The sequence below is a fragment of the Streptomyces sp. NPDC006925 genome (assembly GCF_042869575.1).
GTDB lineage: Bacteria > Actinomycetota > Actinomycetes > Streptomycetales > Streptomycetaceae > Streptomyces.
Window position 1 is genome coordinate 25,140 of sequence record NZ_JBIAGB010000029.1, and the last position, 13,343, is coordinate 38,482.

Annotated in this window: 5 protein-coding genes; 4 read left to right on the plus strand and 1 reads right to left on the minus strand. The window is 73.7% G+C overall.

Annotation, left to right across the window (positions count from 1 at the left end; all coding sequences use genetic code 11):
- Nucleotides 1-179: 179 nt before the first annotated feature.
- The gene (locus tag ACFYNS_RS27935; RefSeq protein WP_360300691.1) at nt 180-5,234 is read left to right on the plus strand and encodes an NAD-glutamate dehydrogenase; all 5,055 of its coding nucleotides are present in this window, start codon (nt 180-182) and stop codon (nt 5,232-5,234) included.
- Between the two features lie 125 nt (nt 5,235-5,359).
- Nucleotides 5,360-7,675 carry a hypothetical protein gene (locus ACFYNS_RS27940; protein WP_388605623.1) on the plus strand — a complete coding sequence of 772 codons (2,316 nt, stop codon included), beginning with the start codon at nt 5,360-5,362 and terminating at the stop codon, nt 7,673-7,675.
- On the opposite strand, the gene ACFYNS_RS27945 is transcribed toward ACFYNS_RS27940, so the two are convergent.
- Nucleotides 7,633-10,251, minus strand: coding sequence for a glycosyltransferase (locus ACFYNS_RS27945; RefSeq protein WP_388605583.1), 2,619 nt, complete (start codon nt 10,249-10,251; stop codon nt 7,633-7,635). The genes ACFYNS_RS27940 and ACFYNS_RS27945 overlap by 43 nt on opposite strands.
- Before the next feature lie 145 nt (nt 10,252-10,396).
- Here ACFYNS_RS27945 and ACFYNS_RS27950 point away from each other — a divergent pair, with 145 nt between their 5' ends.
- Together ACFYNS_RS27950 and ACFYNS_RS27955 are read left to right on the plus strand one after the other, a co-directional pair.
- The gene (locus ACFYNS_RS27950; protein ID WP_388605585.1) at nt 10,397-11,689 is read left to right on the plus strand and encodes an acyltransferase family protein; all 1,293 of its coding nucleotides are present in this window, start codon (nt 10,397-10,399) and stop codon (nt 11,687-11,689) included.
- Nucleotides 11,689-13,224: an acyltransferase family protein gene (locus tag ACFYNS_RS27955; RefSeq protein ID WP_388605587.1), complete on the plus strand. Its 1,536-nt coding sequence runs from the start codon at nt 11,689-11,691 to the stop codon at nt 13,222-13,224. The genes ACFYNS_RS27950 and ACFYNS_RS27955 overlap by 1 nt, the downstream gene beginning before the upstream one ends.
- The last annotated feature ends 119 nt before the right edge of the window (nt 13,225-13,343 follow it).

Consider the following 13,343-nt stretch of genomic DNA (forward strand, 5'->3'; position numbering starts at 1 on the left):
CGGAGGATCAGCGCCCGAGCGATCCTCCGTACAGCGCCCCCCGCGGCAGCGCGGGCGGGGCGCCGCTGGTCGTCTCTCCCGGCACAGCGGCGGACCCGAGCGGAGACCCCGCGTCGTTCCGGTGCCGTGCCTTCATTTTCCCGACGTCACGCAACGGCGCGCGACAGGAGCCAGAGGACATGCAGAGCAAGCTGGAAGAAGCAAAGGCCGAGCGGCTGGCGGAAGCCGCACGGGTGGCTGAACGGAGCCCGGCCCAGGGGCGCCACCCGGTCCAGGGGCCCCAGGACGACGCCCTTGGTGCGTATCTCCAGCGGTACTACCTGCACACGGCGCCGGAGGATCTCGCCGACCGCGATCCGGTCGACGTCCTCGGAGGTGCTCTCGCCCACTACCGGCTGGCCGAGGAGCGGCCGCAGGGCACGGCGAACGTCCGCGTGTACTCGCCGTCGATAGACGAGAACGGCTGGTCGTGCACGCACTCGGTGGTGGAGGTCGTCACCGATGACATGCCGTTCCTGGTCGACTCGGTCACCAACGAGCTCTCGCGGAGGGGGCGCGGCATCCATGCCGTGATCCACCCGCAGATGGTGGTCCGCCGGGATCTGACCGGGAAGCTGCTGGAGGTGCTCTCCGTCGGCCGGGACGACCTCGCGCAGGTGCCGGACACCCAGTTGCCGGACACCCGGACCGCCGGGGCCGGCGAGCCCGCGGCCGGTGGGCAGGGCGGGGCCGGGGAGGTCGGGAACGGGAAGCTGCCGCACGACGCGGTGGTCGAGTCCTGGATCCACGTCGAGATCGACCGCGAGACGGACCGCGAGGACCTCAAGCAGATCGCCGCGGATCTGCGCAGGGTCCTCTCGGACGTGCGGGAGGCCGTGGAGGACTGGCAGAAGATGCGCGGTGCGGCCCTGCGCATCGCCGACGACCTGCCCGGCGAGCCCACCGACGAGCTCCCCCGGGAGGAGATCGAGGAGGCCCGGGAGCTGCTGCGGTGGCTGGCCGACGACCACTTCACCTTCCTCGGCTACCGCGAGTACGAACTGGACGTCGAGGGGGGCGCGGACGGCTCCGGGAAGAGCGACGGCGGCGAGGAGCTGAGCCTGGCACCGCTGCCCGGCACGGGGCTGGGCATCCTCCGTGCCGACCCGCAGCGCAGCACGGAGGAGAGCCACCCGGTCTCGCCGTCCTTCAACCGGCTGCCCGCGGACGCGCGCGCCAAGGCGCGCGAGCACCAGATGCTGGTCCTCACCAAGGCGAACAGTCGGGCGACCGTGCATCGCTCGTCCTACCTCGACTACGTGGGCGTCAAGAAGTTCGACGAGGCGGGCAACGTCGTCGGGGAGCGCCGCTTCCTCGGGTTGTTCTCGTCCGCCGCCTACACCGAGTCGGTGCGCCGGGTCCCGGTGGTCCGCCGCAAGGTCACCGACGTGCTGGAGAGTGCGGGCTTCACGCCCGACAGCCACGCCGGGCGTGACCTGATGCAGATCCTGGAGACCTACCCGCGCGACGAGCTGTTCCAGACCTCGGTCGAGGAGCTGCGCTCCATCGTCACCTCCGTCCTCTACCTCCAGGAGCGCCGCAAGCTGCGGCTCTACCTGCGCAAGGAGGAGTACGGGCGGTACTACTCGGCGCTCGTCTACCTCCCGCGCGACCGCTACACGACCGCGGTGCGGCTGCGGCTGACCGAGATCCTCACCGAGGAGCTGGGCGGCACCAGCGTCGACTTCACCGCGTGGAACACCGAGTCGGTGCTCTCCCGGCTGCACTTCGTCATCCGGGTGCGCCCCGGCGCCCAGCTCGCCGAGCTGACCGACGCGGAGATCGAGCGCATCGAGTCCCGGCTGGCCGAGGCGGCCCGCTCGTGGGCGGACGGTTTCAACGAGGCGCTGATCGCCGAGTGCGGCGAGGAGCAGGCCGCGGAGCTGTCGCAGAAGTACGCGCGGGCCTTCCCCGAGGGCTACAAGGCGGACTTCTCGCCGCGTGCCGCCGTCGCCGACCTGCAGCACCTGGAGGAGCTGGTGCGGGGCGGCCAGGAGAGCGACTTCTCGCTGAGCCTGTACGAGCCGGTCGGTGCGGGCCCGGGTGAGCGCCGCTTCAAGATGTACCGCACCGGCAGCCCCGTCTCCCTCTCGGCCGTGCTGCCGGGACTGCAGGCGATGGGCGTCGAGGTGGTCGACGAGCGGCCCTACGAGCTGCGCTGCGCCGATCGCTCGCACGCCTGGATCTACGACTTCGGGCTGCGGATGCCGGACGGCCGGCGCGGTCTGGAGGAGGAGGCCCGCGAGCGCTTCCAGGAGGCTTTCGCCGCGGTGTGGACGGGCCGCGCCGAGAACGACGGGCTGAACGCGCTGGTGCTCTCCGCCGGGCTGACCTGGCGGCAGGCGATGGTGCTGCGCGCGTACGCGAAGTATCTGCGCCAGGCGGGCGCCACCTTCAGCCAGTCCTACATCGAGGACACGCTGCGCGGGAACGTGCACACCACCCGGCTGCTGGTCAACCTGTTCGAGGCCCGGCTGGACCCGGCGCGCCGGTGGGCGGGGCACGAGCTGACGGACGGCATCCTGGAGGAGCTGGCCGGGGCGCTGGACCAGGTGGCCAGCCTGGACGAGGACCGCATTCTGCGCTCCTTCCTGACGGTCATCAACGCCACCCTGCGCACCAACTACTTCCAGCGCGGCAGTGACGGCGAGCCGCACACCTATGTGTCGATGAAGTTGGATCCGCAGGCCATCCCCGAGCTGCCCGCGCCGCGCCCCAAGTACGAGATCTGGGTGTACTCGCCGCGGGTGGAGGGCGTCCACCTGCGGTTCGGCAAGGTCGCCCGCGGCGGCCTGCGCTGGTCGGACCGGCGGGAGGACTTCCGTACCGAGGTGCTCGGCCTGGTCAAGGCGCAGGAGGTCAAGAACTCCGTCATCGTGCCGGTGGGCGCCAAGGGAGGCTTCGTCGGCAAGCAGCTCCCGGACCCGGCCGCCGACCGGGACGCCTGGCAGGCCGAGGGCATCGCCTGCTACCGGACGTTCATCTCGGGTCTGCTGGACGTCACCGACAACCTCGTCTCCGGGGCGGTCGAGCACCCGCGGGACGTGGTGCGGCACGACGAGGACGACACCTACCTCGTCGTCGCCGCCGACAAGGGCACCGCCAGGTTCTCCGACATCGCCAACGAGGTCGCCGAGTCCTACGGCTACTGGCTGGGCGACGCCTTCGCCTCCGGCGGTTCGGCCGGCTACGACCACAAGGGCATGGGCATCACCGCGCGCGGTGCGTGGGTGTCGGTCGAGCGGCACTTCCGGGAGCTGGGCCACAACACCCAGACCGAGGACTTCACCGTGGTCGGCGTCGGCGACATGTCCGGTGACGTGTTCGGCAACGGCATGCTGCTCTCCGAGCACATCCGGCTGGTGGCCGCCTTCGACCACCGGCACATCTTCCTCGACCCCGACCCGGACGCGGCGACTTCCTACGCCGAGCGCCGCCGGCTGTTCGAACTGCCGCGCTCGTCCTGGGCGGACTACGACCCCGGGCTGATCTCGCAGGGCGGCGGCATCCACCCACGCGGCGCCAAGTCGGTGCCGATCACCCCGCAGGTGCGCGAGGCGCTGGGCATCGAGCCGGGGGTCACCAAGATGACGCCCGCCGAGCTGATGCGGGCCATCCTCTCCGCCCCGGTCGACCTGCTGTGGAACGGCGGCATCGGCACCTATGTGAAGGCGTCGACGGAGAGCGACGCGGATGTCGGTGACAAGGCCAACGACGCCATCCGGGTGGACGGCCAGGACCTGCGGGTGAAGGTGGTCGGCGAGGGCGGCAACCTCGGCTGCACCCAACTGGGCCGGATCGAGTTCGCGCTGAACGACGGCCGGATCAACACCGACGCGATCGACAACAGCGCCGGGGTGGACACCTCCGACCACGAGGTGAACATCAAGATCCTGCTGAACTCGGTGGTGGCCGACGGCGACATGACCGTCAAGCAGCGCAACGCGCTGCTGGCGGAGATGACCGACGAGGTCGGCATGCTGGTGCTGCGCAACAACTACGCGCAGAACGCGGCGCTGGCCAACTCGCTGGCGCAGGCGGCGAGTCTGCTGCTGGCCAGCCAGCGGCAGATGCGCCGGCTCTCCAAGGAGGGCAAGCTCGACCGGCCGCTGGAGTTCCTGCCCTCCGACCGGCAGGTGCGGGAGCGGCGCGGCAACGGCCAGGGGCTGACGCAGCCGGAGATCGCGGTGATGCTCGCGTACACCAAGATCAATATCACTGCTGAGCTGATCGGCACCTCGCTGCCGGACGACCCGTACCTCGAGGGGCTGCTGTACGCCTACTTCCCCGAGCCGCTGCGCGAGCGGTTCGGCCAGCAGATCGCCAACCACGCCCTGCGCCGCGAGATCATCACCACGCTGCTGGTCAACGACACGGTCAACACCTCCGGCTCGACCTTCGTCCACCGGATGATGGAGGAGTCGGGCGCCTCCACGGAGGAGATCGTGCGCGCCCACACCGCCGCCCGGGCCATCTTCCGGCTGGGCGACATCTGGGACGCTGTCGAGTCGCTGGACAACGAGGTCGCCGCCAACGTCCTGACCGACATCCGGCTGCGCTCCCGGCAGTTGGTGGAGCGCGGTACCCGCTGGCTGCTCAACAACCGCCCGCAGCCGCTGGAGCTGGCCGACACCATCGAGCTGTTCGCCGACCGGGTCGAGGCGGTCTGGGCGGAGCTGCCCAAGCTGCTCAAGGGCGACGACCTCAAGTGGCACCAGCGGGTGTACGACAAGCTGTCGGGCGCCGGTGTCCCCTCGGATCTGGCGTTGCGCCTGGCGGGCTCGGCGGCCGCGTTCTCCGCGCTGGACGTGGTGGCCGTCGAGGGCCGTACGGACATGGGCCTGCTGGATGTGGCCGAGGTCTACTTCGACCTCGCGGACCGGCTGGGCATCACCCAGCTCCAGGGGCGGGTCAGCGAGCTGCCCCGCGCCGACCGCTGGCAGTCCATGGCCCGCTCCTCCATCCGCGAGGACCTCTACGCGGCACACCAGCTGCTGACGGCCGATGTGCTGGCGGCCGGGGACGGCGCCGCGTCCTCGGAGGAGCGGTACGAGGCGTGGGAGGAGAAGAACCACGCGATCCTCGTCCGTGCCCGGGCCACCCTGGATGAGATCCAGGCGTCCGAGACCTTCGACCTGGCCAACCTCTCGGTGGCGATGCGGACGATGCGCACCCTGCTGCGCAGCAACCGCTGACCCGGGTCCGGCACCGGACACCCCGACCGCCGCGCCGCGGGACCTTCCCGCGGCGCGGCGGTCACGCGTTCGGCCGCCTGTGCCGCGACGAGCCGCACCGGCGCTGCCTACGGTGAAGTGTGGGTGTGCTGGTGGACGGAGTGGACGACGCGAACGACGACAGCGGCGCGCACGGGGACGGCGACGCGGTCGGCGGCCGCCGTGCGGCCGGTGACGGTGGCCCGCGGCCGGACGCCGCGGGCGGCCCCCCGGGGGTGGACGAGGCCGACACGCTCGTACTCGACCCGGTGACCGGCTCCGGCCGGTCCGGAACCGGCACGGCGGTGGCCGTGCACCGCGCGGGCCGTACCGGGGGCGACACCACGCAGCGGCGGCAGCGCCGCGCCGTGCTGCGGCACAAGGCCGGGTCCGCGGCGGCGCTGGTGCTGCTGGCCGCCGGCTATCTGCTCCAGGTGCTGGGCATCGCCTACCCGCACGCCTTCCTCGTCGTCGCGGGCGCGCTGCTCGGCCTGCTGACCGATGTGCTGCTGCCCTACGGTGCGCAGCAGGTGGTGCGGGAGCTGCGCCGGGCGCAGCTCACACCGCCGGTTCGGCAGCTGCTGCGGGACGCGCTGCTGCTGGGCGGGTTGGGCGGGCTGGGGGTGCTGCGCCCGGCCGGGGCCGGTGCGCTGCTGCCGGGCGCGGTGCTGCTCTGCTGGATCCTGCACTTCTCCTGCCAGGCCGTCGCGGCCGCGGTGCGCGACCGGCGGCGGCTCCCGGTGGTCACCCGCAACATCGACACCTCCGCGCTCCGGCTCTCACCCGCGCCGCCCGCGCTGTTCGCCCAGCGGGCGACCGTGCGGCTGACGGCTGTCGCGGCGCTCACGACGGCCGGGATGAGCGCTTCGGCCGCGTCCGGGGAGCCGGGGTGGGCGTCGGTCCTGGCGTGGGCCTGCTGCGTGGGGCTGCTGGCGGGGACCGCGCACCTGGCCGGGCGGCTGCTGCCCGGCAGGCGGGTGGCCGGTGAGGAGGAGGCGCTGGCCTGGCTGGACGGATGGCTGGCGGAGTACCGGCCGACGGTGGCGATGTACTTCTCGGGCGGGACGACGTCGGCGTACCAGGCGAACATGTGGCTCTCCACGCTGGCGGAGCTGGAGGGGCGGCCGCTGATCGTGCTGCGGGAGCGGTTCATGGTGCGCAAGATCGACGCCACCGACGTCCCGATCGTCTGCATCCCCAAGGTCTCCCATCTGATGCACCTGGAGCACTCCACCCTCAAGGTGCTGCTGCACCCGGCCAACTCCGGCAAGACCTCCCAGGCGCTGCGGATCCCCACCCTCAAGCACGCCTTCATCAACCACGGCGAGTCCGACAAACTCTCCTCCTGCAACCCCTACGCCAAGGCCTACGACCAGGTGTGGGTCGCCGGCGAAGCCGCCCGCGAGCGCTACCGGCTCGCCGAGGTCGGCGTGGACGACAAGGACGTCGTCGAGGTCGGCCGCCCCCAGCTCACCCCCATCCGGCACGCCGACGAGCGCTCGGCGGGCGGCGGAGACGGGCGGCTGACCGTGCTCTATGCGCCCACCTGGGAGGGGTTCACCGACGATCCGGGCAACACCTCGGTGCTCACGGCGGGGGAGAACATCGTCCGCGCGCTGCTGGCCGACCCCAAGGTGCGGCTGCTGTACAAACCGCACCCGATGACCGGGTCGATCGACCCGCGGGCGGGCGCCGCCGACCGGCGCATCCGCGCGCTGGTCCTCCGCGCGGGCGCCGGGCAGGGCGGCGCGCAGCCGGATCCGGAGGCGGTCGCCGCGTTGGAGGAGGCGACCCGTGCGCTGGAGGAGCTGACCCGCGCCGACCTGCGGCAGCATGCCGACGAGGTGGAGCGGATGCTGCGCCAGCAGGCACCGGCGCCGGGCCGCGCCAGGGCGACGGCCGAGGCCCAGCGGCGGTGGGAGGAGGCGTACTGGGCGGCGCGGCCCGCCGGGTGGCACCAGGTCGTCGACGGGCCCAGACCAGGGCTGTTCAGCTGTTTCAACGAGGCCGACGTGCTCGTCTCGGACGTCTCCTCGGTGGTCTCGGACTACCTCAGCAGCGAGAAGCCGTACGCGGTCGTCAACACCAGCGGTATGGACGAGGACGGCTTCCGCCGCGCCTTCCCCACCGTGCGCGCGGCCACCGTGCTGGGCCCGGACGGCGCGGGGGTTCCCGGACTGCTGCGGACCGTGCGGCACCCGGAGGAGGACGCGCTCGCCGCCGCCCGCGCCGCACTGAAGGTGCGGCTGCTCGGCCCGGCCGAGCCGCCCTCGCTGGTCCGCTTCGACCGTGCCGTGCAGGCCCTGGCGCGGGAGGCCGAGGCCCGCGCACGGCACGTGCGGGAGCGCGGCGGCCCGGGCGCCGCGCAGGCCGGTCCGGATCAGGCGCGGGTCGAGGCGCTCGGTGCCGACGACCGGTCCTGACGGCTCGCGGCGTCCGCCGCGGCCCCGCCCCGGGCGGCCTGCTCCGCGCCGGGCTGCCGTACCTGCTCCGCCGGGTGCGGGGCGAGGGTCCGCAGGGCGAGGACGAGGTTGTTGTTGAGCGAGAAATAGAGCTGCACGGCCTGGCCGCCGTCGCCGAGCCGGGTGGGCGGGGTGACGTCGGTCTTCTTGCGGTCCGGCAGGTCGCCCAGCAGCCGCCCCATGCGCATCCTCTCGGGGCCGAGGCCGGGGCGCAGCCACAGGTCCCACACGCCCTGCGGGGCGCCGTCGGCGAACGCTGCGGGCAGCTCGAAGGGCAGCTCCATCCGCACGGTGTCCGTGCGCTCCGTGCCCTCTGCGCCGTCACCGCTCCACCGCCCGGGGAACTCGAAGGCCTGGCGCGGATTGTCGCGCGGCACCGCCGCCAGCACCGGCCCGCCGGACAGCTCCTCGGTGCGCCGCGACAGCGCCGGGCGCGTGCCCCGCCCGTACAGCCGTGCCGTGAGGGTGTAGCCGTGCTCGCCCATCTCGATCGAGGTGACTTCCGCGTGCCGGGTGCGCGACCAGGCGCGCACGGCGAGGTAGCCGTCGCTGGTGACGTAGGGGATCCGGGGGTTCAGGGTGCCGTCGCCGGTGAGCGGCGCCGGCATGGAGAGCAGGTGCGCCGTCTCCACGAGGAGGGCCTTGACCCGTCTTGCCGCGCCGTCGGAGGTGCGCTCCACGTAGGCGTCCCACCGGGCCTCGTACAGGTCCGCTCCGGAGCGCTCCAGCCGGAGGGCGACCCAGCCGTCCGCGTCCGCCCGGTCGCGGGGCGGCAGCGGGAGGCGGACGGGTGCGGAGTCGTCCCGGTGCCGGGGGCGCAGGGACAGCACCGCCGGGCCCTTGGGGAGCGTGTCGGCCCGGAGCCGGACCAGTAGGGCCCCGTCCCGCTCGGCTCGCGCCCGGGCCACCGGGCGCCGCATCCCCTTGGCGGCGCCGCCCGGCGCGCCTCCGCCCGGTCGCAGGGCACGGGCCAGGGGGCGCAGCGCGGGGACGAGCGCCCGCGGTACGAGGCGGCGGGCGGCCCGTGCGACCCGCGCACGGCTGCCCGCGCGGGGGGCGGATGCCGCGGCTGCGGGCTGCCGGGCGGCGGACCCGCCCGGTGTTCCCGGCCCGGTCTGCGCGTCGCCCGCCGGTTGCGCGGGTCCGGCCGGCCGCGCGTCTCCCGCCGGTTGCGCGGTCTCTGCTGTCGGCGCCGGTGCGGCTGCCGGTGCCGGTGCCGGTCCGGGAGCCTGTCCGGGGCCGGACGGCTGTGTCGGTCCTGCCGGCTGTCCGGGGCCGCCGTTCGGCGGTGCGGCCTCGGGTGCGGCGCGGCCGGGGGCGGCGCCCGCGCCGGGGCGGCCCGCCGACAGCCGGGTCAGCAGGGCCTCGTACTCGCCCGCCACCCGCCGGGGGCAGTAGCGGGCGGCCTTCTCCCGGGCCGCGCCGGCCATCCGGGAGCGGAGGTCCGGGTCCTCGATCAGGTGCAGCAGGGCGTCGGCGTAGCCGCGTACGGTCGTCTCCTCGCTGCCGCCCAGCGGGGCGAGCAGCCCGTCCTGGCCGTTGGTGATGATCTCTCCCGGTCCGTACGGGCAGTCGGTGCTGACGACCGGGACGCCGCAGTGCATGGCCTCCACCAGGGTCATGCCGAAGGACTCGGCGTCGGAGGAGACGGCTGCGATGGAGCCCTTCGCCCACTCCGTCTCGATGGGGGAGTGGACGCCCATCAGGAACGCGCGGTCGTGGAGGTTGCAGTCGTTCAGGGTGGCCCGCAGCGCGTCCTGTTGCGGACCGCGCCCGTACAGCCGCAGCGACCAGTCCGGGTGGACGTCGGCGACCAGCGCGAAGGCGCGCAGCAGCCGGTCGTACCGCTTGACCTTGATGAGGCGGCCCGCGGCGACGATGAGCTTGGCCTCTCCGTCGGAGGGTTCGACCTGCGAGGCGGGTACCGCGTTGGGCACGCAGGTGATCTCGGCCCGCACCTCGGGCAGGGCGGCGCGGTAGTCGGCGGCGTCCGCGTAGGAGACCGTGACGAAGGCGTCCAGGTGGGCCAGGGCGGCGTCCTGGTGGCTGCGGATGTGGTCGCTGTGCATCGCGTGGGTGAGGTGTTCCTGCCCGATGCGCAGATAGCGGTCGGTGCCGTAGGCGGCGAGGTAGTCGTTGATCTTCGGCCGGGTGCCGATGACGACGTCCGCGTCCAACCGCTCCAGGAGTGCCTTCACCCGCAGGTCGCCCAGCCGGGTGGCGATGCCGCGCTCGACGTGGTCGCGGCCCTCGATGAAGCGCTCGCTGGGCCGCCGGTAGTCCGGGTGGTCCCCGTCGTAGCCGGGGGAGGAGCGGCGCAGGTCGATGAGGGAGGTGAGGGTGACGCGGGGGTCGAAGACGAGCGCCGGTTCCTGGCGTGACCGGCGGAGGCTGACGACCTCCACCTGGTGCCGATCGGCAAGCGCTCCGGAGAGGTTCACCGTCGACCTGATCGTCCCGCCGATTCCGTAGGCGTTGTCCAGCAGGAACACGATCTTCATCCGCGGCTTCCCCTTCTCCGTGCTGCGCACGTCCATGTGCTCGAAAACAGATGATTTCCACCGACTATTTGAGGTGTGAAAAGGGAGGGGATGCGCTCGTAACACTCGTATGTCCCTCGTTCGGCCCTCGCGGCGGCATGCCGCGACCGGATGGACAGCCGCCGCGCCTACTGTCTGATCAATGGCCTCGAAGATCATCGACCCAGCCGGACCGGGCGGCACCGACGGCGGCCCGCCCGCCGGTTCCGGCGTGCCCGCGGACGGCGCGGCCGCCGAGGGGGCCGCCCCGGCGGCAGCCGGTACGGCGTCGGCGGTCGCTTCCGGGGCGCCGGCCGATTCCGGGGCGCCGGTCGGCTCCGGGGCACCTGCCGGCGCGGCCCACGACACTGCCGGCGACGCGGCCGTCGCCGGCGGCGCGGCCGACGGCACAGGGCGCCCCGCCCGGGACCCGTTCCTCGACAACGCGAAGTTCCTGCTCATCGTGCTCGTCGTGATCGGCCACAGCTGGCCGATGGGGCTCGTCGAGGGCTCCCGCACCGTCAAGGCCGGCTATCTGTGGATCTCCTCCTTCCACATGCCCGCCTTCATCCTGCTGAGCGGCTACTTCTCCCGCGGTTTCACCGGACGCCCCGCGCAACTGCGCAGACTGGTGGCCGGAGTGCTGGTGCCCTACCTCGTCTTCGAGGTGCTCTACACCGCGGTGGAGACCGCCGCCTGGGGGAAGCCGTTCCGGCTGACCCTGACCGAACCCACGTTCGTGTGCTGGTTCCTGGCCGCACTCTTCGTCTGGCGGCTCACGGTCCCCCTGTGGCGGGTGATCCCCCGGCCGCTGCCGGTCGCCGTGCTCGTCTCCCTCGCCGCCGGCACCTCCACCCTCGGGGACGACCTGGCGCTGCCCAGGGTGCTGATGTTCCTGCCGTGGTTCGTCCTCGGACTGGCCCTGCGGCCCGCCCACTTCGCCCGGCTGCGGACCAGCGTCCCGCTGCGGTGCTGCGCCCCGCTGGTGCTCGCCGCGGGCGGCGCCGCGGCGTACGCGCTCGCGCCGGGCACCGATGTGCACTGGCTGTGGATGAGCTACGGCCAGGCCGAACTGCACGCGAGCACGCTGCCCTACCTGCTGGTGCGGCTCGCGCTGTTCGCGGTGACGGCCCTGATGACCGGCGCCTTCCTCGCGGTGGTGCCCCGGCGCACCCGCTGGATCACCGCGTTCGGGGCCGTGACGCTGTACCCGTACCTGCTGCACGGACTGCTGACCACCGCCGCGCACGGCTACGGCTGGGACGCGCCGCTGCGTCCGCTCGGCCCGCTCGGTGCCGGTCTGCTGACGGTCTGCGGAGCCGCCGTCGCCGTACTGCTGTCGACCGCGCTCGTACGGCGGCTCGCGCGGCCCCTCATCGAGCCACCGGTGCCGGGTCTCACCCGGCCGCGGCGCCGGGGACGCTCGCCCGGAACGAGTGAGCCAAGGACGGCGTGATGGCCTGGGACCCTTTCACCGACACCTTCGTGACACCGTCGCGCACGGCACCCGGCGCCGCGGAACCGCCGCGTACCGCGCCGCCGGACGGCGAAGCCGCGCCGCGGTACGCGCCCACGGTCTCGGCCCTGGGCTCCTGCGCCGGGCCGGAGGGCTCCGGCGGCGGCGTCCTCCCCGGGCCGCCCGGAACCGCCTCCGGGCTGCCCGCGCCCTCCCCGGCGCCGTCCTCCTCGGGCACCCGGCGGCCCGGGGAGCGCGGCGCGGCGGACGAGGCCCGAGGGGCGCGCGAAGGCGACTCCGGCGGCCCGGGGACGGCCGCGGGAGCCCATCAGAGAGCGGCCCGGGGATCCCATCGGCGGGCCCGCGGCGCCTCCGCTGCGGGGCGGCTCAGCGGACGCGACCCGTTCCTCGACAACGCGCGCTTCCTGCTGGTCCTCCTCGTCGTCCTGGAGCACAACTGGGCACCCGTCGCCGACGCCATGCGCGGTGTCGAGGCCGCCTCGCTGCTGGTGTACTCCTTCCACCTGCCCGCCCTCGCACTGCTGTGCGGCCACCTCTCGCGGAACTTCACCGGGCGGCCCGACCAGATGCGCAGGCTGCTGACGCACCTGCTGGTCCCCTACCTCGTCTTCGAGGCCGCCTTCGGGGGGATGCGCACCCTCTTCTGGGAGCAGCCCTTCGCCGTCACCCCGACCCGGCCCTCCTTCGTGTGCTGGTTCCTGCTGGCGCTGTTCGTCTGGCGGCTGACGGCGCCCCTGTGGCGGGCCGTCCGCTGGCCGGTGGCCTTCGCCGCGCTGCTGTCGGTCGCCGCCGGGTTCACCGACCTGGGAGACGAACTGGCCCTGTCCCAGCTGCTGATGTACTGGCCGTGGTTCGTCCTGGGGCTGCGGCTGCGCGCCGACCGACTGCGCCCGCTGCGCAACCGGGCCGCGCGCAGATGGGCACTGCCGGTGCTGGCCGCCGCCGCGGCGGGCGCCTGGTGGGCGGCGCCCCGGGTGAGCCGCGACTGGCTGCTGATGGAGGCGGGCGCCCACGAACTGGGCCTGCGCCCGCTGCCGTACGTGGGCGTGCGGCTCGCGCTGTTCGTGCTCGGCGGGGTGCTCGTGGCCGCGTTCCTCGCGCTGGTCCCCGCACGCCGCACCGGCTACACCGTGCTGGGTGCCTGCGCGCTCTACCCCTTCCTGCTGCACGGACTCGTCGTCGAGGCCGTCCGGCAGACCGGCGGCTACCAGGTGGTGGTCACCGGGGGCCTGCTGGCGGTGGTGGGGACGACGGTGCTCGCCGTGGGGCTCACGATGCTGCTGGGGTTGCCGCATGTGCGGCAGGTGCTCTGGCCGCTGGTGGAACCGTCGTTCCCCGGATGGCTGCACGGGCGGGCCGCGCCGGAAGCGGGCGGCGCCCCGGCGCCCGAGAGTCGGCTCCCCCGGGTGCGCGCCCCGCAGGGCGGCAGCGGCCGGTGGCCGGCGGACGGCCGGACCGTGGCACCCCGCACCGGCGGGACCCGGGTGCCGGGCCGGATCGCGAACGGCGGCTGAATCCCGGATGGCCGCGCCGCTGCGGCTCGCCGAAGCTCTGCCGACGCACGGCGCGGCGGGCTCCGACGCGCCCCGGCGGGCGGTACAGGTGCCAGGGACGCCCGCACGCACCCGTACCG